Source organism: Vibrio sp. V23_P3S9T160 (assembly GCF_963886625.1).
GTDB lineage: Bacteria > Pseudomonadota > Gammaproteobacteria > Enterobacterales > Vibrionaceae > Vibrio > Vibrio anguillarum.
In genome coordinates, this window is sequence record NZ_CAWPDB010000143.1 from 1 (window position 1) to 25,467 (window position 25,467).

The following is a 25,467-nucleotide window of genomic DNA, read 5'->3' on the forward strand; positions in this document are numbered from 1 at the left end:
TGAGTTTTAACGGCACATTAGCTCATGTATCTGCGTTACTTGTAGGCTTACCTTACTCAACACCAGGAGCAATACCTCGTCAGTTAAAGGGTTTTCACAACATGGCTGAAAGCTTAATACTTGAAGGGCGAAGGGAAAGAACATTCCCTAGAACAGTTAAGCCTAGACCACAACGGTATACTAAGAACAAAAATGCCGTTCACTCTTAAGTGAACGGCATTACTGATTTGCAGCGTTTTTTGTTTCTACAAAAACAGCTCAAATCGCACTACAAACCTAACGCGTATTTCAACAGTTTTTCCTTCACTGGGCCTGAATGTTCGGCCAACTTCAATACCGCGTTGCGCACCAACTTTGCAGGCAAAACCTCGTTGCTGAACGTTTTATAAAACAGATCCATTCCTGATTGCATCACTAAGTTATCCGGCCTTCTGCATGTTTCATAATTCCGTAATTGCGCTTGTGTTAAAGCTTCTTGATTTTGTGTCACAGCTAATAACGCTTTTACATCTTTAAACCCTAAATTCACCCCTTGCCCAGCCAGAGGGTTAATCGTGTGTGCTGAATCGCCAACCAAAACACATTGCCGTTTCGCATACGTCTGAGCATGACGACGAGTGAGGGGAAATGCCCCACACTGCAACACGTTAATATCGCCTAGTTCCTCAGGAAAAGAGGCCAACACTTGCTCCCTTAACTGCTGCTTGTTCATCGCACACAATTGGCGAATTCGTTTTGGTGAGTCATACCATACCAAAGAAGCTTGATTATCCGGCAAAGGAAGAAACGAGCGCGGGCCGGATGGAAAAAATTGCTGCCAAGTAATATCTTGCTGAGGTTGATGAGTTTCGACATTGATCAACATGCAATGGTGTCGATAATCCCACGCGGTAACACCAATTCCCGCCAGCTGCCGCACAAGAGAATTTGCACCATCCGCACCAATCACCCAAGTTGCAGTAAGAGTTGCGCCTGACTCTAAAAGCACGCTATTTTGTTGGCCAAACACAATGTGCTTGAGCTTATCAGGACAAAAAACCTGCAAATTCGGATAGTGCACAAATTGCCCCCACAATCCGATCTGAATAAGACGATTTTCGACCATATAACCCAGCTGAGGGAGGCCCAATGCATCGCTATGAAAACGAGTACGGCACTCTGGGTGCTCCCAGGTTTCTAGGCGGCGATAAGGGCAAACACGCATTTGCATAATTTCATCCCATGCGCCTAAGTCAGTAAGTAACTGAACCGAAGTTTGCGAAATGGCAGAAACGCGCAGATCCATTGCTTGGTCTATTGTAAACGCTTCAGGCTCTATACCTTCGACCAGAGCAACTGTGCGACCTTGCTTAGCAAAGCCTATAGCCACTGCCGCCCCAACCATGCCACCGCCAATCACCACCACGTCAAAATTGTTCATTGTTTACACTTAATCGTCTGAGTTTTGAGTCGATTTTCATTGTACGTTTTCAGCTCTTTTTTGCGAATTTTTTTACACAAAAACCCTGCACTTTCTATGGTAAAAATCTAGAGATGACGGAACATGCGAGAGATTTTATTGGATGACTAGTCAGTGACTTTTTAAAGCAGTACAATACGCGGCTTACCGCCGAGATGGCGGCTACAATTTGAGCATTAGTTCAACCAATTTAGACCAATAAGACGAGCGAAAGTGAGATGAGTAAGAAACTGCTAATTAAAACCTGGGGCTGCCAGATGAACGAATACGATTCATCAAAAATGGCCGACCTGCTTAACGCTGCAAACGGCTACGAGCTAACGGAAGAGCCAGAGGAAGCAGATGTATTATTACTTAACACCTGTTCGATCCGAGAAAAAGCACAAGAGAAAGTCTTTCACCAACTGGGTCGTTGGAAAACATTGAAAGATAAAAAACCAGGCGTCGTGATTGGCGTTGGCGGCTGTGTTGCAACCCAAGAAGGTGATCACATCCGTGAACGCGCTCCTTTTGTTGATGTTATTTTTGGCCCGCAGACCCTACACCGCTTGCCAGAAATGATAAAACAATCGCAAACCAACGATGCGCCAGTCATGGACATTTCGTTCCCAGAGATTGAAAAATTCGACCGTTTACCAGAACCAAAAGCAGACGGCGCAACCGCATTCGTCTCTATTATGGAAGGGTGTTCAAAATACTGCACTTACTGCGTAGTACCTTACACTCGCGGTGAAGAAGTCAGCCGCCCAATGGATGACGTGTTGTATGAAATCGCGCAACTCGCGGCGCAAGGTGTACGCGAAGTCAATCTTTTAGGACAAAACGTTAACGCATACCGTGGCCCTATGCACGATGGTGAAATCTGTTCATTTGCCAATCTGTTACGCTTAGTCGCCTCCATTGATGGCATTGATCGCATTCGATTCACCACCAGCCACCCACTCGAATTTACCGACGATATTATTGCCGTTTATGAAGACACACCTGAACTGGTGAGTTTCCTGCATCTTCCGGTACAAAGTGGTTCAGATCGAATCTTAACCATGATGAAGCGCCCACACACCGCGATTGAGTACAAATCCATTATTCGCAAACTGCGTAAGGCGCGCCCAGAGATCCAAATTAGTTCTGACTTTATTGTCGGTTTCCCCGGTGAAACAGATAAAGACTTTCAAGATACAATGAAGCTGATTAAAGACGTTGATTTTGATATGAGCTTCAGCTTTATCTTCTCCCCTCGCCCGGGTACGCCAGCCGCTGATTACCCATGTGATTTATCAGAAGACGCCAAAAAAGAGCGCTTATATGAACTGCAGCAAACAATCAACGCACAAGCGATGCGTTACTCACGTTTGATGTTAGGTACAGAACAACGCGTATTAGTCGAAGGCCCATCTAAGAAAAATCTAATGGAGCTTCGCGCCCGTACCGAAAATAACCGTGTCGTTAACTTTGAAGGCTCCGCCGATCTGATTGGCCAATTTGTCGATGTAAAAATTGTCGATGTGTTTGCCAACTCACTGCGTGGTGAACTGGTTCGCACTGAACAAGAGATGGATCTTCGCACCGTGATTTCACCAACGCAAATGATGGCGAAAACACGTCGAGAAAATGAGCTAGGGGTAGCCACTTTTACACCTTAGGTTTAAGCATAATGTCATACAGTGCTCGATCATAATCGGGCACTGTACCATGGCAAACTGAGAGGCAACATTGAGCAATAAAATTGTTACGCTAGAGATAGATCTAGAACCTTCAGACAACCGCCGTCTTGCTAGCCTGTGCGGTCCATTCGATGACAACATCAAACAATTAGAACGCCGTCTTGGTGTTGAAATTAATCACCGCAGCCAGTTTTTCACCATAGTCGGTAAACCACACACTGCCGCTGCTGCGTTGGATATTATCAAATCTTTGTACGTTAATACCTCACCCATACGTGGTCAAATTCCTGATATCGAACCAGAGCAAATTCATCTAGCCATCAAAGATTCAGGGATCCTTGAGCAGCCGTCTGAATCAAGTATTCAACATGGCAAAGAAGTCTTCATTAAGACCAAGAAAGGGCTGATAAAACCGCGTACGCCTAACCAAGCTCAGTATCTCGTTAACATGGTGACGCACGACATCAGCTTTGGTATTGGCCCTGCAGGGACAGGTAAAACCTACTTAGCCGTTGCCGCTGCAGTTGATGCGCTAGAGCGCCAAGAAGTTCGTCGAATTTTGTTAACACGCCCGGCGGTTGAAGCAGGTGAAAAATTGGGCTTCCTACCCGGTGATTTAAGCCAAAAAGTCGACCCGTACCTACGACCGCTTTATGACGCGTTGTTTGAAATGCTTGGCTTTGAGCGAGTAGAAAAGCTCATTGAACGCAATGTGATTGAAGTTGCGCCACTCGCTTACATGCGCGGACGTACGCTCAACGATGCTTTTATTATTTTAGATGAAAGTCAAAACACTACCGTTGAACAGATGAAAATGTTCCTGACACGGATTGGGTTTAATTCAAGAGCCGTTATTACGGGTGATGTGACACAAATCGATTTGCCGCGTGGCGCTCGTTCAGGTCTTCGCCATGCCATTGAAGTGCTCAATGAAGTTGACGAAATCAGCTTCAACTTCTTTTTGTCTGATGATGTCGTACGTCATCCAGTGGTTGCTCGTATCGTCAACGCTTACGAAAAATGGGAAGCTCAGGACCAAAAAGAGCGTAAAGCTCAAGAGCAACGTCGTCGTGAAGAGCGAGAAGTAAAGTCTGTGGATGTTTCTACTGAAGTGAATACAGTAACCGCAACAAAAAACGTTGGTGAATAATGAGTATCGAACTAGATTTACAATTAGCGGTCAAAAATGAGCAAGGGTTACCTACTTTTGATGATATCAGCCATTGGTTAACTCACGCGGTGACCCCATTTCAGGAACAAGCGGAAGTCACTGTGCGAATTGTTGATTCCGAAGAGAGTCAACAGCTCAATCGCGATTACCGAGGAAAAGATAAGCCGACCAACGTGCTATCCTTCCCTTTTGAGATGCCTCCGGGCATAGAGTTGGATCTGCTCGGTGACCTTGTCATTTGCCGCCAAGTGGTGGAACAAGAAGCCGATGAGCAACAAAAACCGTTGATGGCACACTGGGCTCATATGGTTGTACACGGCAGTCTACATCTGCTAGGTTATGATCATATCGATGATGATGAAGCCGAAGAGATGGAATCTCTTGAAACTGAAATTCTGCAAAAAATGGGCTTTGAAGACCCGTATATTGCTGAGAAGGAATAGCTCCAGACAATGAAGCTAGTACCGCTAAAGTCGGTACGATACGTGTGCTATCACACATCTGATAGCGAGGAAAATTAGAGAAACAATGAACGAAGATAACCCCCAGAATTCTGAAGGTCCGAGTAGAAAGTCCTTTTTTGAACGCCTAGGCCAATTATTTCAAGGTGATCCGAGAGATCGCCAAGAGCTTGTGGATGTGATCCGCGACTCTGAAATCAATGACCTTATCGACCATGACACAAGAGATATGCTTGAAGGTGTAATGGAGATTTCTGAGATGCGCGTGCGTGATATTATGATCCCACGCTCACAAATGGTCACTATCGATAAAAACGATGACTTGGATACCTTAATTGCGCTGATCACCGATGCTCAGCACTCACGTTATCCAGTGATCAGTGAAGATAAAGACCATGTAGAAGGCATTCTACTAGCGAAGGACTTACTCAAATATTTAGGCTCAGACAGTGCACCTTTTAACATTTTAGAAGTGATCCGCCCGGCAGTCGTGGTACCAGAAAGTAAACGGGTTGATCGCTTATTGAAGGAGTTCCGAGAGGAGCGTTACCACATGGCGATCGTCGTGGATGAATTCGGTGGCGTGTCTGGCTTAGTGACCATTGAAGATATTTTGGAAGAGATCGTTGGCGACATTGAAGACGAGTTCGATGATGAAGAACAATTGGATATCCGTAAGCTCAGCAAACATACTTTTGCAGTTAAAGCGCTGACCACCATCGAAGAGTTTAACGAAACCTTTGGTACTAAGTTCAGCGATGAAGAAGTGGATACTGTAGGGGGATTGGTGATGACGGCTTTTGGCCACCTGCCAAGCCGTGGCGAAGTTGTAGAGATCGACAAATACAGCTTTAAAGTCACCGCAGCAGATAACCGCCGAGTGGTTCAACTGCAAGTCACTATTCCTGATCTTGAATCACTTCCAGTGATAGCAGAAGAGTGACATAACCCCATTCACATCAGCAGAATGAGATAGATGATTAAAGCACTTTTTCATCGCCTAATGCGGCCGCTTGCGGCCGCTTTTGTTGGCGCATTAACCCCACTCGCTTTTGCTCCTTATCAGTTTTGGCCGCTGGCCATACTCACCCCCCTGTTGCTATTGTTGCTCATTCATCAGCAACCAGCTAAAAAAGCAGCATGGATCGGTTACTGCTGGGGCTTAGGTTTTTTTGCTTTTGGCATCAGTTGGGTGCACGTCAGTATTGATACCTTTGGTGGTATGCCCAAAATTGCCAGCCTGTTCCTGATGTCATTACTGGTCGGTTATTTAGCACTTTATACTGGGCTTTTCGCTGGCTTACTCAACCGTTTTTTCCGTCATGACACCATCAGCCATTTTTTATTAGCCACCCCTGCGCTTTGGCTAATTACCGATTGGCTTCGAGGTTGGGTGATGACCGGCTTTCCTTGGTTATGGCTTGGTTATAGTCAAATTGATAGCCCGCTTGCCAGTTTTGCACCACTGGGAGGCGTTGAGCTGGTCACCTTCTTCACGCTCCTCTGTTCTAGCGCTCTAGCCATGGCGTGGCTTAAGCGCTCTTGGATACTCGTGCTCATTCCTCTGACCATATTGGCGACGGGGTTTGGACTACGCAATTTCGATTGGGTCACTCCCGATCCCAGCACACAAACTCGCGTCGCACTGATTCAAGGTAATATTAAGCAAGCGGAAAAATGGCTTCCCAATCAGCGCTGGCCAACCATCATGACCTACACCGATCTCAGCCGAGAAAACTGGGACGCAGATATTATCGTATGGCCAGAGGCAGCGATTCCCGCATTTGAATTTGAGATCCCTTCTTATTTAAGTAACTTAGATTCTGCAGCCAAAATGAACGATAGCTCGATTGTCACAGGTGTGCTCAACCAAAGCCCAGAGCGATCTTTTTACAACAGCATTCTGGTACTTGGCACCAACCCTTATGGCGACTACCGTTATGACTCTGACGCTCGCTACCATAAGCATCATTTATTGCCATTTGGTGAGTTTGTGCCATTTGAAGATTTGCTCAGGCCCATCGCACCCTTTTTCAACTTGCCGATGTCTTCATTTAGCCGTGGTGACTATATTCAACCGAATCTGATTGCCAAGGGTAGACACCTAGCCGCGGCACTGTGCTATGAAATCATCTTCAATGAACAAGTCAGAGCGAATGTCACTGATGAAACAGATTTTATCTTAACCCTATCTAACGATGCGTGGTTTGGGCATTCAAATGGCCCATTGCAACATATGGAGATTGCTCGGATGAGAGCTTTGGAACTGGGTAAACCGCTCATTCGTTCAACTAACAATGGTGTGACCGCCGTGACGGATCATAAAGGTAAAATAACGCAGCAGATCCCACAATTTGAAACGGCCGTATTGAAAGCAACCATCACGTCGACCAAAGGAGAGACGCCGTATCACGCTGTCGGCACTTGGCCGCTCTACGCCTGGGTGTTACTCAGTTTGATCGTCGGATGGACAAGACGCCACTCACCTCATTCTTAACCTCAAAAAGACGCATTTCAGCGCCTTTTTGGTGTTTTCTATTGGCAACACTTAAGGTTTTAATGGCTGACGAGTAAAAGCCGTTTGCCCACATTGAATACAAGGCATAATTTCAGTTGGATGATTATACTGTGTTTTATGCCCACAATGGTCACACACTAACATTCCAAGGCCTATCATCTCCCCCGCCTGGTACAAACCTTGTCGTTCTAAATCTTGAAACAATTCCACCCATTCCACTTTTGTTTTATCGGTGATTTCAAAAAGCCCCTGCCAAATTGAATTGGTAATCATCAATGAAAATGGGCTGCTTCTACTCTCTTCAAAACTATCCGCGAATTCTTTGAGATCCGCTTTTACATAGGCAGAAATAAGCGCCAATTCATCTTTGGTGAGATTATTGGCAGCATCAACAACCTTACCTGATGTCTGCAAAACTTGGGACATTTCATCAGGACTATGTTTGAGCGTTTCAATCACGTCATCCACAATCTCTTCGTAACTTGTTTTACGTTTTGGCATCACCCACCTCCATCAAACCAGATTGGCTATTGTTGTGTACCCCTGCTTTAGGTATTCTATGTCGATCTATTAGACTCTGTTCTAACCGAACTCACAAATTCCAAGATAACCGGATATCATCGATGCAAGAGCAATATAACCCGCAAGATATTGAACAAAAAGTTCAACAGCACTGGGATGACAACAAGACCTTTGTTGTAAGTGAAGACCCAAATAAAGAAAAATTCTACTGTCTTTCTATGTTCCCATACCCAAGTGGCCGACTGCACATGGGTCACGTGCGTAACTATACTATCGGTGATGTAGTCTCTCGTTTTCAACGTCTGCAAGGCAAGAACGTCATGCAACCCATTGGTTGGGACGCATTTGGCCTACCCGCTGAAAATGCGGCTGTAAAAAACAAAACGGCACCAGCGCCTTGGACCTACGAAAACATTCAGTACATGAAAAACCAGTTAAAACTGCTGGGTTTTGGCTACGATTGGAGCCGTGAATTCGCCACTTGCACGCCAGAATATTACCGCTGGGAACAAGAGTTCTTCACTAAGCTGTATCAAAAAGGCTTAGTCTACAAGAAAACCTCTTCCGTTAACTGGTGTCCAAACGACCAAACCGTTCTCGCTAACGAGCAAGTTGAAGATGGCTGCTGCTGGCGTTGTGATACACCAGTAGAACAAAAAGAGATCCCACAATGGTTTATTAAGATCACCGCGTACGCACAAGAACTGTTGGACGATTTAGAGAACTTAGAGGGTTGGCCTGAAATGGTCAAAACCATGCAGCGTAACTGGATTGGTCGCTCAGAAGGCGTAGAGCTCAAGTTTGGTGTCAACGGTCATTCAGATCTCGACGTCTATACCACTCGCCCTGATACCTTGATGGGTGTCACTTATGTGGGCATTGCGGCTGGTCATCCATTAGCGACCATTGCAGCGCAAAATAACCCTGCTTTAGCTTCTTTTATTGACGAATGTAAGAACACCAAAGTTGCAGAAGCTGAACTGGCGACCATGGAAAAGAAAGGCATGGATACGGGCCTAACGGCCATTCATCCTTTAAATGGTCGTGAAGTGCCTATTTATATCGCCAACTTTGTGCTGATGGATTACGGTACAGGCGCGGTGATGGCCGTACCTGCTCATGACCAACGTGATTTTGAGTTCGCCACCAAATATGGCCTAGACATCATTCCAGTCATCAAACCAGAAGATGGCTCTGAAGTCGATGTGTCTAGCGCTGCGTACACTGAAAAAGGAGTCCTGTTTGGTTCTGGCGAATTTGATGGTTTAGCCTTCCAAGCAGCATTTGATGCTATTGCAGCCAAGCTGGAGGCTGAAGGTAAAGGCAAGAAAACCGTTAATTTCCGTCTACGTGACTGGGGGGTTTCTCGCCAACGTTACTGGGGCGCGCCGATTCCTATGGTGACCACTGAAGATGGCCAAGTTCACCCAGTGCCAATTGATCAACTGCCCGTCATTCTACCAGAAGATGTTGTGATGGATGGTGTAACTAGCCCAATCAAAGCCGACAAAGAGTGGGCCAAAACCACCTTTAATGGCGAGCCTGCACTACGTGAAACCGATACCTTCGATACGTTTATGGAGTCGTCTTGGTATTACGCTCGTTACTGTTCACCACAAGCGGACGATATTTTAGACCCAGCGAAGGCAAACTACTGGTTACCAGTAGACCAATACATCGGTGGTATTGAGCATGCTTGTATGCACCTGCTCTACTCACGCTTCTTCCATAAGCTATTGCGTGATGCAGGCTATGTCACTTCAGATGAACCTTTCAAGCAACTGCTTTGCCAAGGCATGGTATTGGCTGATGCGTTCTACCACACGAACGAGAAAGGCACCAAAGAGTGGGTAGCGCCAACTGACGTAAAAGTGGAACGCGACGGTAAAGGCCGCATCACTCAAGCCGTAGACAACCAAGGCCGCAACGTTGAGCACTCAGGCATGATCAAAATGTCTAAGTCGAAAAACAACGGTATCGACCCGCAAGAGATGGTTGATAAGTATGGCGCCGATACGGTTCGTCTATTCATGATGTTTGCCTCTCCGGCTGACATGACGCTTGAATGGCAAGAGTCTGGTGTAGAAGGTGCTAACCGCTTCCTAAAACGCGTCTGGAAACTGGTTGCAGAACATAGCGCTAAAGGTATGGCTGAAGCGGTAGATAGCGCCTCTCTTACTGGTGAACAAAAAGCGCTGCGTCGTGATGTGCATAAAACCATCGCCAAAGTGACTGACGATATTGCACGCCGCCAGACGTTCAATACCGCCATTGCTGCGATTATGGAGTTGATGAATAAACTCACTAAAGCGTCACAAGAATCCGTGCAAGATCGGGCCATTCTCGACGAGGCTTTAAAAGCGGTTGTCAGCATGCTTTACCCAATCACTCCTCATATCAGCTTTGAACTGTGGAATGCACTGGGTGAGAGTGATGTAGATAATACCGTGTGGCCGACCTACGACGAATCCGCCCTAGTGGAAGATGAAAAACTGATCGTCCTACAAGTTAACGGAAAACTTCGTGGTAAGCTGACCGTAGCCGCTGATGCAAGTAAAGATCAGGTTGAAGCACTCGGTTTAGCAGACGAGAACGTCATGAAATTTACGGATGGCTTAACCGTTCGTAAAGTTATCTATGTACCAGGTAAGTTACTGAACATCGTTGCGAACTAATATCGCAGCCTAATGTCGTAATAACTGGTTTATCAACAGGGTAGCTCGCTGCCCTGTTGATTTATCTTAGCGTTCTTACCCACAGAGCTATAGAGCGCTAAGATAAGTCACCTAAATATATGAGAACTTAACCCTAATGCGCCAAATTTCGTCTTACTCTCTGAAATTATCGTTAATTGTTATTATGAGCAGCCTACTCTCCGCTTGCGGCTTTCATCTGCGTGGTGATTACTCCGTTCCCGAAGAACTCAATCGAGTCTCTGTCACCAGCTACGACCAATACAGTACCTTCACTCGTATGGTAAAAAATCAATTACGAATGAGTGACATTGAGATTGTTTCCCCCTCAGAAACGGTGCCGAACATCCATCTTATAGGCGAGAGTGTTGGTGAACGGACACTCTCGCTCTATCAAAATACTCGTGCGGCAGAAAAAGAACTCACTTTTAAAGCATCGTATCGTGTCACACTACCTGAGTTGGGCATGAAAACGTTTTCAACCAGTGTAACTCGTAGCTATCTTGATAACCCATTAACCGCTCTCGCTAAATCGGTAGAGCGAGACATGATTGAAGATGAGATGCGCAAACTAGCCGCAACTCAAATTTTACGCCAAATGGCACGTCTAAAAGCCGATATTGCAGCGAATGAACATCAACTTGAACAACAAGAAAATGAACAGCAGCGAACAGACCAGCAGGCCTATGAGATAAACACCGTGGAAAGTGAACCGTCACAATTCACGGCTCCTGCGACAAACTAAAGGCGAGTGATGAGAATATTTGCTGACAAGCTGGCCGATCACTTAAACAAGCCCTTGATGGGGCTTTACTTACTGTTTGGCAACGAACCGCTATTGCTGCAAGAATCACGCGTGGCGATAGAGAAAAAAGCGTTAGAACAAGGATTTGAAGAACGCCATCGTTTCAGTGCCGATGCCCATTTAAACTGGGATCAAGTCTATGACTGCTGCCAAGCTTTAAGTTTATTTTCCAGCAAAAAAATCATTGAAATTGAATTACCTGAAACGGGTGCAAATGCGGCAACAGCGAAAGAGCTCGTCGCCCTAGGTCAATCGCTTCATCCTGACGTACTACTTGTGATCATCGGTGAGAAATTGACCAAAGCACAAGAAAGCACTAAATGGTTTAAGACACTCTCAAGCCTAGGATGTTGGGTGAGTTGCTTAACCCCGGATATCAGCAAACTGCCACAATTTGTCATGATGCGCTGCCGCGCATTGGGGCTAAAACCTGATCAAGAAGCAGTGCAGATGCTGGCGCAATGGCATGAAGGCAATCTGTTCGCACTATCTCAAAGCTTAGAAAAACTCGCGCTACTCTATCCAGATGGCTTACTGACGCTGATCCGCTTAGAAGAGTCATTAAGCCGACATAACCACTTCACCGTCTTTCACTGGGTTGATGCGCTGCTCGAAGGGCAAGCGAATCGGTCACAACGTATTTTACGCCAGCTCATTACCGAAGGCACTGAGCCTGTGATTCTGATACGTAGCCTACAAAAAGAGCTGCTACTGCTGCTGCAAATGCATCAAGATTTAACACAGATGCCGATTGGCTCAATCTTTGATAAGTACCGAATTTGGCAATCCAAGCGACCTTGGTACGCGGCAAGCTTAAAAAGACTATCGAGAGATAAACTCAAACAGCTGATTGCATTACTCACCCAAGCCGAAAGGGTAACTAAAACTCAGTATGAAACCTCAACTTGGCCAATATTGCAGCAAATCAGTGTTGAATTTTGCTTGCCACAGTCCGTTGTATCAAAGTTGGCTTGAAGGCGTGTTATACTCCGCGCCATTTTGTCAGTAACCAGACCAATTTTAAAAGGAGATGACGCTTGCTACACAACGAATTGAAAGACTTTCTTGCCGATAAAGCCGACGATATGAAAGCCATTGATATCAAAACGTTAGATGTTAAGGGAAAATCTAGCATCACCGATTACATGATCATTTGCACAGGCACATCAAAACGACATGTAGCCTCGATTGCCGAACATGTCGCCACTGAAGTCAAAAAAGTGGGCATGGAACCACTGGGTATGGATGGCGAAAGTGAAGGCGAATGGGTCGTGCTAGACATGGGCAGCAGCATGTTGCATGTTATGCAAGAAGAGCATCGTGATCTGTACCAGCTTGAAAAACTTTGGAGTTAAGTTTTGAAAATTCAGTTGATTGCCGTTGGTACCAAAATGCCGAAATGGGTAGAAGAAGGCTTTCAAGAGTACCGCCGACGTTTTCCACACGATATGCCGCTTGAATTAGTGGAGATACAAGCGGGCAAACGTGGCAAAAATGCGGATATTGCAAGAATTTTGCAAAAAGAAGGCGAAGCTATGCTCGCGGCCGTGCCAAAAAGCAATCGAATTGTTACTCTCGATATTCCAGGTAAGCGTTGGGATACCGAACAACTGGCGGAACAACTTGAAAGTTGGAAGCTCGATGCCCGTGATGTATCGATTTTAATTGGTGGCCCTGAAGGGCTTTCTCCTGCATGCAAAGCCGCCGCAGAGCAGAGCTGGTCGCTTTCGCCGTTGACACTTCCTCACCCTTTGGTTCGAGTGGTCATGGCAGAGAGTTTGTACCGCGCTTGGAGTATTACGGCTAATCACCCTTATCACCGAGAATAACTATTCATGTTACGTAAGCGTAGCCAAATTCGTGACTACCAATCAGAAGCTCGGCTGTTTCGCAACCGAGCAATTGTCTCTTTTATTGCGATCATCATGCTGGTGGGCGTTCTGCTTACCAATTTGTACCATATTCAAATTAACCAATATCAAGATTACAAAACGCGATCCAACGATAACCGAATCAAAATCGTCCCGATTGCGCCTAATCGTGGGTTAATTTATGACCGCAATGGTGTGCTACTAGCGGAAAACCGCCCAGTATTCAACTTAGAGATCACACCTGAGCAAGTGCGCGATATGGATGATACGATCACGCGCTTACAGCAATACCTGACCATCTCACCAGAAAAAATTGCCACCTTTGAAAAAGAGCGTCGTCAGACACGCCGGTTTAATTCAGTGCCGCTTTTGACACAATTAACACCGGAAGAAGTGGCTATTTTTTCGGTCAATCAGCACAAGTTTCCCGGTGTATCAGTAAGCGCAAGCTTAAAGCGCTACTACCCCTATGGTGAAGTTCTCACTCATGTTATCGGTTATGTATCCAGAATCAATGACCGAGATATGGAACGTCTAGAACGCGAAGAGCGCTCAGCCAATTACCAAGCCACTCGTGATATTGGCAAACTGGGGATTGAACGCTTTTATGAGGATGTGCTGCACGGTACGGCTGGCTACCAAGAAGTTGAGGTCAATAGCCGAGGACGCATCATTCGCACCTTAAAATACGTCCCTCCCGTGGCAGGGAAAGACATTGTATTAAGCTTGGACATTGATCTGCAGCTTTATGTGCACAAGTTGTTGGATGGCCGTCGAGGTTCAATTGTAGTGCTCGATCCAAAAGATAACGGTGTCCTTACCATGGCATCAAGTCCAAGCTACGATCCAAACCCATTCGTACATGGTATTTCTAGCGCCGCCTACAACGAACTTCTCAATGACCCAGACCGCCCGTTAGTCAATCGAGCGACACTTGGTATTTACCCTCCCGGCTCAACGATTAAACCTTTTATTGCCGTCGCTGCACTTCAAGAAGGGGTTATAACCCCAACAACAACACGTAATGATCCTGGTTATTGGGTAATACCAAACTCCAAAACGCGGCCCTTCCGAGACTGGTTGCGCTGGGGGCATGGTCGAGTGGACATTAATAAGGCACTCGAAGAGTCTGTCGATACCTTCTTTTACCAAATCGCCTACGACTTGGGTATTGATCGTCTCTCTAGTTGGATGATGAAATTTGGCTTTGGTGACTATACAGGTTTAGACATTTACGAAGAAGGCAAAGCGAACATGCCAACGCGTGAGTGGAAAATGGCACGTCACCGAACCCCTTGGTATCAAGGTGATACGATTCCGGTCGGCATTGGCCAAGGGTATTGGACATCGACACCGATGCAAATTGCCAAAGCGACTTCCGTTCTGGTTAATCACGGCAAAGTGATTGCGCCGCATTTATTGCGTTCGACGCTCAAAAATGGTGAAGAGTTTAGCAGGCAAGAGCTTTCAGAATTAGAAACTTCGCCACCGATCGAAGGGGTGCCGAAACGCTATTGGGACATCGCAATCAATGGCATGCGTCTTGTAAACCACGGCAAAAAAGGAACCGCACGGCGCTCATTTACCAATATGAAATATGTCAGCGCTGGAAAATCTGGAACTGCGCAAGTGTTTGGCTTGGCAGAAAACCAAGTGTATAAGGCCGATGAATTAGCCGAACACCTTCGTGACCATGCTCTATTCACAGGCTTTGCGCCTGTAGATGACCCGCAGCTTATTGTCACTCTGGTACTCGAAAACGCAGGGGGAGGTTCTGGCAATGGTGGACCCGTTGTTAGGAAAATATTTGACCGCGCCATTCTAGGTAAAGAGGCTGAAAAATAATGGAACTGGATCCTTCAACAGGACAAAATCGAGCGCTTTTTGAGCGCTTGCACATCGACTTGCCATTACTACTGGGTATTTTGTTATTGATGGGGTTTGGGCTGGTCGTGATGTACAGCGCCAGTGGTCAGAGCTTAACTATGATGGATCGCCAAGCCATGCGCATGGTACTGGCTCTCGGTGTGATGATCTTTCTTGCTCAAATTTCCCCAAGAACTTATGAGTCTCTTGCACCCTTTATGTTTTTCTGTGGCGTACTGTTGTTGCTCGGCGTGCTGTTTTTTGGCGAGTCGTCCAAGGGAGCTCAGCGCTGGTTAAATTTAGGCTTTGTTCGTTTTCAGCCCTCAGAATTGCTTAAACTCGCAGTGCCTCTCATGGTCGCTCGCTACATAGGGAAACGTTCTCTTCCACCCACCTTTAAAACCCTAGTCGTTTCGCTGTTAATGGTGTTTATCCCTACCGTGCTAATCGCGAAGCAGCCCGATCTTGGCACTTCAATATTGATTGCAGCCTCCGGCATTTTTGTCATTTTCTTATCTGGAATAAGCTGGCGAATCATTTTTTCTGCCGCCGTGGCTTTGGGTGGCTTCATACCTGTGCTTTGGTTCTTTCTGATGCGTGAATATCAAAAAACCCGAGTCAGAACACTTTTCAATCCGGAATCCGATCCACTCGGTGCAGGTTATCATATCATTCAGAGTAAAATAGCCATTGGGTCTGGAGGGTTGTCAGGAAAAGGATGGCTACACGGCACACAGTCGCAACTTGAATTCTTACCTGAGCGGCACACCGACTTCATTTTTGCCGTCATTGCTGAAGAGTGGGGCATGATTGGCATCTTGTGTTTACTCGCTATTTATCTTTTTATCATCGGACGTGGTCTATACCTCGCGAGCAACGCACAAACGGCTTTCGGCCGAATGATGGCTGGAAGTATTGTACTCAGCTTCTTTGTTTACGTTTTTGTAAATATAGGTATGGTCAGTGGTATTTTACCCGTGGTTGGTGTTCCCTTGGCTCTCATCAGCTATGGTGGCACATCCATGGTCACTCTCATGGCTGGCTTTGGCATACTGATGTCTATCCACACTCACCGAAAAGCATTTTCTAAGGCAACCTAAGCATGAGAAACTCCCTATTTATCTTTATATTAACGAGTCTATTTCTCATCGGTTGTAGCTCTTCAAGCCGCTATTCAATAACAGACGACGTGGCCCCTAACACGCCACTCTCGGTTGAGCATATTGAAGATGCACATCCGCAATATGAACCCTATAGTTTGGGCGGCAACAAGAATTACACTTTGAGAGGCATAAACTACACCATTGTCAAAGAGGCCAAAGGATTTACAGAGAAAGGCCAAGCCTCGTGGTATGGAAAAAAGTTTCATGGACATCTGACATCCAACGGTGAAATCTACGACATGTATTCGATGACGGCCGCCCATAAAACGTTGCCGTTACCCAGCTACGTTAAAGTAACGAATTTAGATAACAAAAAAACTGCGATCGTTCGGGTAAACGATCGCGGTCCCTTTCATGAGGGACGAATTATTGATTTAAGTTACGCTGCCGCTTACAAATTGGGTGTAGTTCAAACCGGGACTGCGAATGTGGCTATCGAAGTCATCACCATCGATAAACCCATCACGACGTCACCACAGAAAAAGAAGGTTCAATATCTCATCCAAGTTGCCTCTGCAAAATCAGAGCAAAGAATACGAACTTTATCCGAACAATTGAGTCAAACATTGACGGTTGAAAGCTTTGTAGACAGTGTGAATGGCAGTCATCGCGTATTTTTAGGGCCATTTAATGACGATGCCCTGACTCAACAAACGCTAGAAAAAGTTAAATTACTCGGTTACGAGACCGCCTTCATCAAAGCGCAACCCGTCACTCAGTGACTTATCAAATCCAGTGATCTTGATTCAAGCTCTGGTTTGATAGGTCGTTTCTGTTAAGATATGGACAGTTAATAAGATAATTTGCATTCCTCATGAAAAAACACACATTCTTAAAACCGATTCTAGCGTCTTCTATTGCGCTTTCTGCAACCTTTACTAGCTCAGTATTTTCTGCGCCTATCGTGATACCTGATGCTCCTCAGATTGCCGCTAAAGGCTATGTATTGATGGACTACCATTCAGGTAAAGTGCTGGCAGAAAAAGAGATGAATACCAAACTTTCACCTGCAAGTTTGACGAAAATGATGACCAGCTACGTGATTGGCCAAGAACTGAAACGTGGCAATATCTCTCCGCAAGATAAAGTGGTGGTCAGTAAAAATGCGTGGGCGAAGAATTATCCTGACTCTTCAAAAATGTTCATTGAAGTCGGCACTACAGTTACCGTAGAAGAACTCAATAAAGGTATCATCATTCAGTCTGGTAATGACGCTTGCGTGGCGATGGCTGAACATATTGCTGGCTCAGAAGACGCTTTTGTTGACCTAATGAATGCGTGGGCAAGTTCACTAAAAATGAGCAATACGCACTTTGCTAACGTACACGGTCTAGATAACCCAAATCTCTATTCAACTCCATATGATATGGCGCTACTAGGCCAAGCATTGATTCGTGATGTACCAAACGAGTACCGTATTTATTCAGAGCAGAAATATACCTATAACGGGATTACCCAGTACAACCGAAATGGTTTACTGTGGGATAAAAGCATGAACGTAGATGGTATTAAAACCGGTCATACGAGTAATGCTGGGTACAGTTTAGTTAGCTCTGCAACGGAAGGGAAAATGCGCCTCGTTGCTGTGGTTATGGGTACCAAAGATGAAAATGCTCGTAAATCAGAAAGCAAAAAACTTCTGAGCTATGGCTTTAGATTCTTCGAAACCGTTGCGCCACACAAAGCAGGTGAAACATTCGTCGAAGAAAAAATCTGGATGGGTGACAAAGATAAAGTGGCGCTTGGTGTCAATGAAGATACTTACGTTACACTCCCTCGCGGTCAAGCGAAAGATCTCAGCGCAAGCTTTGTTCTTGAAAAAGAACTCAGAGCACCAATAAGCAAAGGTGATGTGGTCGGTAAGCTTTACTACCAGCTTGATGGCAAAGACGTGGCTGAATACCCTCTTTTGGCATTAGAAAATGTTGATGAAGGCAGCATATTTAGCCGTCTTTGGGACTACATTATATTACTTTTCAAAGGGTTATTCTGATATCCCTTATAGAAGATAAAACAAAGCCGCCTTACCGCGGCTTTGTGATTATTGAGTTCCATCAACATTCGCTGTAGTATTCGCCACCGCTAATCGAATTATCAACGGGAGTTTCCATTATGCTGACTATCAACTCTGATGCAAAACTCAAAGACTTACTCGAGTTTCCTTGTTCATTTACCTACAAGGTGATGGGCCACGCAAAGCCCGAACTTCCAGAGAAGGTTCTTGAAGTTATCCAACGTCACGCTCCAGGTGATTACAGCCCACGAGTTAAACCCAGTGCAAAAGGGACTTACCACTCCTTATCGATTAACATTACCGCCACCTCTATCGAACAAGTTGAAATACTGTACAAAGAGCTAGGCGAGATCGATATCGTACGTATGGTTCTGTAGCCCAAAAACCGTGATTGAGATGCCTAGCCTCTCATTTTTTGATTTATTCAATTTTTTTTGAAAGCAGCTTAGGCTGCTTTTTAATATAAATCATATAGATAGCATATACCCCATCACACTAAGGACAAATTTATCGTCCTCATTAGTAGTCCATTCGCTGGAAGAAGTTTATAATCCAAAAACTTTATTTATACGGTAGATGAGTCACGCTGATGTTAAATTCGCTTGTTGTAAAACGTCTGGGTCGCCAAGAATACCTTCCTGTATGGGAAGCTATGCATGAATTTACCGATACAAGAACCGAAAGCACACCGGATCAGATTTGGCTTGTCGAACATCAACCAGTTTTTACCCAAGGCCAAGCAGGTAAAGCTGAGCATCTTCTCAATACTGGCGATATTCCAGTGGTACAAAGTGACCGAGGCGGCCAAGTTACCTACCATGGTCCAGGCCAACTGGTGGCTTATTTCTTGATCGATTTGCGCCGCAAAAAATTAGGTGTAAGAGAGTTAGTGACCAAAATTGAACAGATCGTGATCAATACCTTGCAAGCATACCGTATTGACTCAGCCGCAAGACCAGATGCCCCTGGTGTCTATGTCAAAGGGAAAAAAATCTGCTCTCTTGGGTTACGGATCCGTAAGGGTTGTTCATTTCATGGTTTAGCGCTAAACGTCAACATGGATCTCTCCCCTTTCCTTCGCATTAACCCTTGTGGCTATCAGGGTTTAGAAATGGCCCAAGTCAGTGAACTGGGCGGCCCGACAGAACTACAAACCGTAGAAAAACAACTTATAATAGAACTCGTTAACATATTGGCTTACGAGCAAGTAGAATTCAGCACAGAAGCACCTCTTCAAAGGTAAAAAGCATGAGCAAACCGATCCAAATGGAAAAAGGCGTTAAATACCGCGACGCTGATAAGATGGCATTAATTCCTGTAAAAAATATGCCAGCCGCCGAACAAAAAGAAGTTTTGCGTAAGCCCGAGTGGATGAAAATTAAGCTGCCAAGTGATAGCCAACGCATCCAAGAGATCAAATCGGCAATGCGTAAAAATAATCTCCATTCGGTGTGTGAAGAAGCGTCTTGCCCTAACCTAGCAGAATGCTTTAACCACGGAACCGCCACCTTTATGATTTTAGGCGCCATCTGTACAAGACGGTGCCCATTTTGTGACGTTGCTCATGGACGGCCAAATGCCCCAGAGACAAACGAACCACAAAAACTGGCGCAAACCATTAAGGATATGAAGTTGAAATACGTGGTTATCACCTCAGTTGACCGTGATGACCTACGTGATGGTGGTGCCCAACATTTTGCCGACTGTAACCGTGAAATTCGAGCATTAAACCCAGAGATCCGTATCGAAACGTTAGTACCGGATTTTCGTGGCCGAATGGATATCGCCCTTGAACTACTCAAAGATAACCCACCGGATGTGTTTAACCACAACTTAGAAACCGCACCACGTCTATATCGTAAGGCGCGTCCTGGGGCAAACTATAAATGGTCACTGGAACTGTTGAAGAAATTCAAGCAACAACATCCAAGTATCCCTACCAAATCAGGCATCATGATGGGGCTTGGTGAAACAAAAGAAGAGATAGTGGAAGTATTGAAAGATCTTCGAGCTCACGACGTCACAATGCTTACTCTTGGTCAATATTTAGCACCGAGTCGCCATCACCTGCCAGTTGAACGCTACGTTCCACCGTCTGAATTTGACGAACTTAAAGAGATCGCACTAGAGCTTGGATTTACTCACGCCGCCTGTGGCCCGTTCGTACGTTCCTCCTATCATGCGGATATGCAAGCCAAAGGGCTAGAAGTGAAATAACCACACAGCACAAGTTCAATCAAGCCGATGTTCACTCATCGGTTTTTGAGACTCTGCTCGGTTAATGATTGAAGCTTGAATATTGATTCTATGTTCTATAGGCTAACGACATAGAAAATAGATAACAAAGCTAGGGATTTATTAATATGAAAACGATCAGTACATTAGCACTTGTTACAGCCACTTTAATGGCCGGTTGTGCGTCTAATACTCAGCAAGATAACTATCGTGAAGCCTCCTTTGAGCTTTGTAATACTGAAGTCAACATTTACTCTGTGAGTGATGATGGCCGCGTTCGTATTGTCTGCGCTGACGGCTCTAAGTTTGCCTTAAATAGCGAAAAGACACTTGATACTATGCGCAATATTAATATTGAGTATTGTGATGGTGAAGGTTTAGGCAAATTTAACGAGAGCACTAAATATTACTCTTTTCAATGTAAGTCAGGCACATTGCTCAGCATTGCAAAATAGTTCTGCAGAGCACATTCAACAGCGAGAGGCCACTCTTCTTATTGGTGCTCAATAAAATAAATAATGACCAAATAAAAAAGCTCCTGAATATTAGGAGCTTTTATTTTATTGTGCGTAAAACTACGCGTATACAGGCAAACGCTTACAAATTTCTAACACTTTTGCCTTCGTTGCTTGAATCACAGATTCATCACCCATGTTGTCCAAAATATCACACATCCATCCAGCTAGTGCTTTCGCATCAGCTTCAGTAAAACCACGGCGAGTAATTGATGGAGAACCCACGCGGATGCCAGAGGTCACAAATGGGCTACGCGGATCATTCGGTACAGAGTTTTTGTTCACTGTAATGTTAGCCGCACCCAATGCCGCATCAGCATCTTTACCTGTAATATTTTTATCGATCAAATCGACAAGGAACAGGTGATTTTCTGTGGAACCTGAAACAATGTTGTAACCACGAGCCAAAAACTCGGCCACCATCGCTTTCGCATTGGCGACTACGCGTTTTTGATACTCTTTGAACTCTGGTTCTAGAGCTTCTTTAAACGCGACCGCTTTACCTGCGATAACGTGCATTAAAGGACCACCTTGACCACCAGGGAATACGGCTGAGTTAAGCTTCTTATATAAGTCTTCACCTGCATTCGAAAGAATAAGGCCACCACGAGGACCTGCCAGTGTTTTGTGGGTAGTGGTCGTCACTACGTGGGCATGAGGAACTGGGTTAGGGTAAACACCCGCCGCAATCAAACCAGCTACATGCGCCATATCAACAAACAAGTAAGCGCCCACTTTATCAGCAATTTCACGCATTCTTTTCCAGTCGCAAACTTGTGAATAAGCAGAGAAGCCACCGATGATCATTTTTGGCTGATGCTCAACCGCTAATGCTTCCATCTCTTCGTAGTTAATTTGACCTTTTGCATCAATGCCATAAGGAATGATGTTGTACAGCTTACCGGAAAAGTTGACAGGAGAACCGTGAGTCAAATGACCACCGTGTGCCAAGCTCATTCCTAATACGGTATCACCTGCGTTAAGCAACGCCATATAAACCGCGTTGTTTGCTTGTGAGCCAGAATGCGGCTGCACGTTCGCATAGTCTGCGCCAAACAGTTCACACGCACGTTCAATCGCCAGTGTTTCTACTTTATCGACAAACTCACAACCACCGTAATAGCGTTTACCTGGGTAACCTTCAGCGTATTTATTGGTGAGCTGTGAACCTTGCGCTTCCATTACACGTGGACTTGTGTAGTTTTCCGAAGCGATAAGTTCAATGTGTTCTTCCTGACGAAGAGTCTCTTCTTGAATAGCTGCGAACAGGTCCGCATCGTAATCTGCGATGTTCATATCACGCTTAAGCATCTGTATCTCCTGACTCAGATTTTACTGAAAGTTTCAAAAAACCACACAATGACCAAAAGCAAACGTTTTCGTCACCGTAATATGGCGCACATTCTACATAATTTGATCTGGGTCATAAAGAACAAATTACAGAAATTATCATGCAGTTTTTTCATAATGGATAGTGAGGTAACTCATGCTAAACAGTAAGTTGGATAATGATGAGTTAGTATGTCAACCATTCTGCTTTACACCTTGTAAAGCTGCAATTACATAGGTTTACCTCAATTTTCACTCTCTATCTACCGAAAATATTACTTTTTCTTTACTATGCTCGCCATTCTTAGCTATTAAAATTATTTATCGATGCGAACACACACACGTAAAGAAGATTGGGTTGCCATTTTAACGGGAACCTTTTTGGTCGCACAAGGCGTCTTCTTTCTCCAGTCCGCTCATTTACTGACCGGTGGAACCGCTGGTTTAGCACTGCTGATCAGCCAGTTAGTCCCAGCCTCATTTGGTAGCATTTATTTTTTGGCTAACACCCCTTTTTACATTTTGGCTTGGAAACGATTTGGTCATCGCTTTGCCATCAACAGCGCGCTATCCGGCGCATTAGTCTCTCTTTTTGCGGACCATCTTTATTTGGTAATTTCTTTGGAAATGGTCAATGAAATTTACTGCGCCATTGCCGGGGGATTATTAATGGGTCTTGGCATGTTAATTCTCTTTCGTCACCGTTCCAGCTTGGGTGGCTTTAATGTCTTGTGTTTGTTTATTCAAGATAAATTTGGGATCCCTGTTGGCAAAAGTCAGTTGGTTATAGATTGCTCAATTTTAGCTGCTTCTGCCTTTTTTGTTTCGTTTTCCATTGCCACACTGTCTGTGCTCGGGGCTGTCTCACTTAACCTTGTGTTAGCAATGAATCATAAACCCACACGATATAGCGTGACTTACCCTTAAGCTGTCGCAATATCCATAAGATTAAGAAGAGATAAAAACACAACCAAATTTAGCCTTAATTCTTACACCGTAAATGCCCCCCATTATTTTTATTTAAACATTAGCTAGCTCTTATGTAGAGGTCCTCTAACAAGGTGACCACATTAAGTTAATGCAGTAATAGCAAGTGATTACATCACCTTATCCGACTCTCCGTACTCCATCTCAAATTGAAAAACCCAAAATACCATCACCCATTCCATATATCACACATCGCGTCTTATTTTTGATGCACCTGATCAGTTGAAGTCGTCGGAGCTTAATATGAGAATGCACTGCTAAAAAATAATTATTATTCGTTACCTTAATAATTGAGCGGTTAGGAGCTTCTACAATGGGTGAAAGAGGAAGGATCCGTATTTCTAACTATCAAGGTAAATTTTTCTACCGCCTGATAGATTGCTTAGTAATACTGATCACAATGTATATTACACTAAAGTTTCACTCACATATCGTTACGATGTCTTATATATCTGTGGGACTTTTAGGGGTTATTTTTTATTCATTTATTGCTGAAAGCCTTGATATATACAGCGGTTGGCGAACCACAAAACTTAGAGTTTTAACTCTACACACTGCTTTTTGTTGGGCTTCAACTGTCGGCTGCTTAACTTTAGTTGGTTATTTCACAAAAACTGGAAGCGATTTCTCACGTTTAATTTTAGGTTTTTGGTTTGTCGGATCATTTATTTTATTACTGCTTTGGCGCTTCGTCGCATTTACAGTCATTTACTATCTACATAAAAAAGGTTATCACACCACTAAAGCTGTCATTATCGGCATGACACCGCAGGGCCTAGAACTATCGAAAAATCTCATCAATAACCCTGAGTTAGGTATTAAACTGACTGGCTTTTACGATGATAGGGGTGATGAACGTATCGCAAGTGATATCCCAGTGCTCGGTAAAGTTAATGATGCATTAACTCTTGCCAAAAACGGTCAAGTAAAAAGTGTGTACATAGCACTACCAATGCAAGCCCAGCATCGAATCAGCAAGATTCTAGAGGCCTTTTCGGATAGCACAGTGAATACCTATATTGTGCCAGACTTTTTTACCTTCAATTTACTGCATTCGCGTTGGTATACCATCGGCGATGTTAATGCTTTTAGTATTTTTGATACACCGTTCAATGGGTTAGGTACGTGGCTAAAACGTTTTGAAGATTTAGTCTTAAGTAGTCTTATCTTGATTTTAATCAGTCCTGTCCTTATTGCGGTTGCAGTAGGCGTGAAACTCAGCTCACCAGGTCCCATTATTTTCAAACAGATGCGTTATGGGCTGGATGGAAAGTCTATCAAAGTATGGAAATTCAGAAGCATGCGTGCCATGGACAATGGGAACAAAGTGACACAAGCAACAAAAAATGATCCCCGAGTGACTCCTTTTGGTGCGTTTATTCGGAAGACGTCATTAGATGAACTACCACAGTTTATTAATGTGCTTCAAGGTCGAATGTCTATTGTCGGCCCTCGCCCTCATGCCGTAGCGCACAACGAAGAGTATCGAACGATCGTTAACCGCTACATGCTGAGACATAAAGTAAAACCAGGAATTACTGGCTGGGCACAAATTAATGGCTGGCGTGGTGAAACCGATACGCTAGATAAAATGGAAAAACGTGTCCAATTTGATTTGGACTATATACACAGATGGTCGTTGTGGTTCGACATCAAAATCGTATTTCTCACCGTATTTAAAGGATTTGTAGGCAAGAATGCTTACTAGAATGGATAAAGTATACTCATATGAAAACAACTAATTTAAATAGAATCGCGTCCTTTGGTTTGGCTTTTTTTGCGTTGTCAGCCGTACAAGCAAAACCGCAACCTAACCCAATTATGACTGAATCAGGAATTGCTATTGTACCGTTTTTAAACTTATCAATGGGTTATAACGACAACTTAGCAAAAGCGTCACAAGATCTCGAACATTCTCAATATTCAGTGTTTGAGCCAGGTGTAGGTTTTGCTATAGAGCCAGCTAATGGGCAGAAATATCGCCTAGGTTATCGGCTACAAAGAGGTGATTATTTCAGTTCTAGTAAAGATAATTATACGGATCATTTTTTCGATTTAGCAGGTGACTGGGAACTCAGCTCCAAACATCGCCTTAACTTGAGTTACAACCTAGCGTTGACCCATGAGCAACGGGGTGATAATGATACAACACTCAACTTATCGCACAATGAGTACAATACCAATAACATTAACC

General features: G+C 44.6%; 23 protein-coding genes and 2 pseudogenes. 22 read left to right on the forward strand and 3 right to left on the reverse strand.

All coding sequences use genetic code 11. From position 1 onward, the window contains the following. Positions 1–209, forward strand: a pseudogene (locus AACU59_RS12810) (IS4 family transposase); the annotation flags it as partial. A 59-nt stretch (positions 210–268) separates the two neighbouring features. Here the strand turns inward: AACU59_RS12810 and AACU59_RS12815 are convergent. Next, entirely contained in the window at positions 269–1,420 is a 1,152-nt protein-coding gene (locus tag AACU59_RS12815; RefSeq protein WP_094144636.1) for a 2-octaprenyl-3-methyl-6-methoxy-1,4-benzoquinol hydroxylase, read from the reverse strand. 257 nt (positions 1,421–1,677) lie between these two features. On the opposite strand from AACU59_RS12815, the gene miaB reads away from it, so the two are divergent. The 5 genes from miaB (at position 1,678) to lnt (ending at position 7,252) form a co-directional block, all read left to right on the forward strand. Further along, positions 1,678–3,102 (forward strand): tRNA (N6-isopentenyl adenosine(37)-C2)-methylthiotransferase MiaB, encoded by a 1,425-nt coding sequence (gene miaB, locus AACU59_RS12820; RefSeq protein WP_013857327.1) that lies wholly within the window; start codon positions 1,678–1,680, stop codon positions 3,100–3,102. A 70-nt stretch (positions 3,103–3,172) separates the two neighbouring features. After that, complete coding sequence (locus tag AACU59_RS12825) at positions 3,173–4,273, forward strand: PhoH family protein (RefSeq protein ID WP_017045820.1); 1,101 nt, start codon at positions 3,173–3,175, stop codon at positions 4,271–4,273. Further along, positions 4,273–4,737 (forward strand): rRNA maturation RNase YbeY, encoded by a 465-nt coding sequence (gene ybeY, locus AACU59_RS12830; RefSeq protein ID WP_013857329.1) that lies wholly within the window; start codon positions 4,273–4,275, stop codon positions 4,735–4,737. Before AACU59_RS12825 ends, ybeY begins: the two co-directional genes overlap by 1 nt. Before the next feature lie 85 nt (positions 4,738–4,822). Then, complete coding sequence (gene corC / locus AACU59_RS12835; RefSeq protein WP_010317353.1) at positions 4,823–5,698, forward strand: CNNM family magnesium/cobalt transport protein CorC; 876 nt, start codon at positions 4,823–4,825, stop codon at positions 5,696–5,698. 33 nt (positions 5,699–5,731) lie between these two features. After that, complete coding sequence (lnt, locus tag AACU59_RS12840) at positions 5,732–7,252, forward strand: apolipoprotein N-acyltransferase (RefSeq protein WP_094144637.1); 1,521 nt, start codon at positions 5,732–5,734, stop codon at positions 7,250–7,252. A 51-nt stretch (positions 7,253–7,303) separates the two neighbouring features. On the opposite strand, the gene AACU59_RS12845 is transcribed toward lnt, so the two are convergent. Continuing rightward, entirely contained in the window at positions 7,304–7,774 is a 471-nt protein-coding gene (locus AACU59_RS12845) for a zinc ribbon-containing protein (RefSeq protein WP_029388304.1), read from the reverse strand. A 122-nt stretch (positions 7,775–7,896) separates the two neighbouring features. On the opposite strand from AACU59_RS12845, the gene leuS reads away from it, so the two are divergent. The 13 genes from leuS to AACU59_RS12910 all read left to right on the forward strand — a co-directional run bounded on the left by leuS (position 7,897) and on the right by AACU59_RS12910 (position 20,897). Beyond that, the gene (gene leuS, locus AACU59_RS12850; RefSeq protein WP_094144638.1) at positions 7,897–10,470 is read left to right on the forward strand and encodes a leucine--tRNA ligase; all 2,574 of its coding nucleotides are present in this window, start codon (positions 7,897–7,899) and stop codon (positions 10,468–10,470) included. A gap of 136 nt (positions 10,471–10,606) precedes the next feature. After that, entirely contained in the window at positions 10,607–11,233 is a 627-nt protein-coding gene (locus tag AACU59_RS12855) for an LPS-assembly lipoprotein LptE (protein ID WP_013857333.1), read from the forward strand. Positions 11,234–11,242: 9 nt separating this feature from the next. Beyond that, a complete protein-coding gene (holA, locus tag AACU59_RS12860) occupies positions 11,243–12,268 on the forward strand; it encodes a DNA polymerase III subunit delta (RefSeq protein WP_013857334.1) in 1,026 nt (341 codons plus the stop codon). Positions 12,269–12,330: 62 nt separating this feature from the next. Next, positions 12,331–12,648, forward strand: a complete 318-nt coding sequence (gene rsfS, locus AACU59_RS12865) for a ribosome silencing factor (protein WP_094123708.1) — start codon at positions 12,331–12,333, stop codon at positions 12,646–12,648. Positions 12,649–12,651: 3 nt separating this feature from the next. Next, on the forward strand, positions 12,652–13,122 hold the full coding sequence (gene rlmH, locus AACU59_RS12870; RefSeq protein WP_013857336.1) for a 23S rRNA (pseudouridine(1915)-N(3))-methyltransferase RlmH: 471 nt from the start codon (positions 12,652–12,654) through the stop codon (positions 13,120–13,122). Between the two features lie 6 nt (positions 13,123–13,128). Beyond that, positions 13,129–15,009 (forward strand): penicillin-binding protein 2, encoded by a 1,881-nt coding sequence (gene mrdA, locus AACU59_RS12875; protein ID WP_013857337.1) that lies wholly within the window; start codon positions 13,129–13,131, stop codon positions 15,007–15,009. Further along, complete coding sequence (gene rodA / locus AACU59_RS12880) at positions 15,009–16,130, forward strand: rod shape-determining protein RodA (RefSeq protein WP_013857338.1); 1,122 nt, start codon at positions 15,009–15,011, stop codon at positions 16,128–16,130. Before mrdA ends, rodA begins: the two co-directional genes overlap by 1 nt. A 2-nt stretch (positions 16,131–16,132) precedes the next feature. Beyond that, complete coding sequence (locus AACU59_RS12885) at positions 16,133–16,915, forward strand: septal ring lytic transglycosylase RlpA family protein (protein WP_017045827.1); 783 nt, start codon at positions 16,133–16,135, stop codon at positions 16,913–16,915. Between the two features lie 92 nt (positions 16,916–17,007). Next, positions 17,008–18,186 carry a serine hydrolase gene (locus tag AACU59_RS12890; RefSeq protein ID WP_094144639.1) on the forward strand — a complete coding sequence of 393 codons (1,179 nt, stop codon included), beginning with the start codon at positions 17,008–17,010 and terminating at the stop codon, positions 18,184–18,186. 119 nt (positions 18,187–18,305) lie between these two features. After that, on the forward strand, positions 18,306–18,584 hold the full coding sequence (gene ybeD / locus AACU59_RS12895; protein ID WP_010317329.1) for a DUF493 family protein YbeD: 279 nt from the start codon (positions 18,306–18,308) through the stop codon (positions 18,582–18,584). Positions 18,585–18,796: 212 nt separating this feature from the next. Then, complete coding sequence (gene lipB, locus AACU59_RS12900; RefSeq protein WP_013857342.1) at positions 18,797–19,450, forward strand: lipoyl(octanoyl) transferase LipB; 654 nt, start codon at positions 18,797–18,799, stop codon at positions 19,448–19,450. Positions 19,451–19,455: 5 nt separating this feature from the next. Further along, the gene (gene lipA / locus AACU59_RS12905) at positions 19,456–20,424 is read left to right on the forward strand and encodes a lipoyl synthase (protein WP_013857343.1); all 969 of its coding nucleotides are present in this window, start codon (positions 19,456–19,458) and stop codon (positions 20,422–20,424) included. A 146-nt stretch (positions 20,425–20,570) separates the two neighbouring features. After that, positions 20,571–20,897, forward strand: a complete 327-nt coding sequence (locus AACU59_RS12910) for a hypothetical protein (RefSeq protein ID WP_013857344.1) — start codon at positions 20,571–20,573, stop codon at positions 20,895–20,897. Between the two features lie 120 nt (positions 20,898–21,017). On the opposite strand, the gene glyA is transcribed toward AACU59_RS12910, so the two are convergent. Next, positions 21,018–22,268, reverse strand: a complete 1,251-nt coding sequence (gene glyA / locus AACU59_RS12915; protein ID WP_013857345.1) for a serine hydroxymethyltransferase — start codon at positions 22,266–22,268, stop codon at positions 21,018–21,020. A gap of 345 nt (positions 22,269–22,613) precedes the next feature. Between glyA and AACU59_RS12920 the strand changes: the two genes are divergently transcribed. From AACU59_RS12920 to AACU59_RS12930, 3 genes and pseudogenes are all read left to right on the forward strand, one after another. Then, the gene (locus AACU59_RS12920; protein ID WP_088728717.1) at positions 22,614–23,213 is read left to right on the forward strand and encodes a YitT family protein; all 600 of its coding nucleotides are present in this window, start codon (positions 22,614–22,616) and stop codon (positions 23,211–23,213) included. Between the two features lie 373 nt (positions 23,214–23,586). Then, positions 23,587–24,981 carry an exopolysaccharide biosynthesis glycosyltransferase VpsL gene (gene vpsL, locus AACU59_RS12925; protein WP_017045831.1) on the forward strand — a complete coding sequence of 465 codons (1,395 nt, stop codon included), beginning with the start codon at positions 23,587–23,589 and terminating at the stop codon, positions 24,979–24,981. A 20-nt stretch (positions 24,982–25,001) separates the two neighbouring features. After that, positions 25,002–25,467: pseudogene (locus tag AACU59_RS12930) on the forward strand (TetR family transcriptional regulator); the annotation flags it as partial.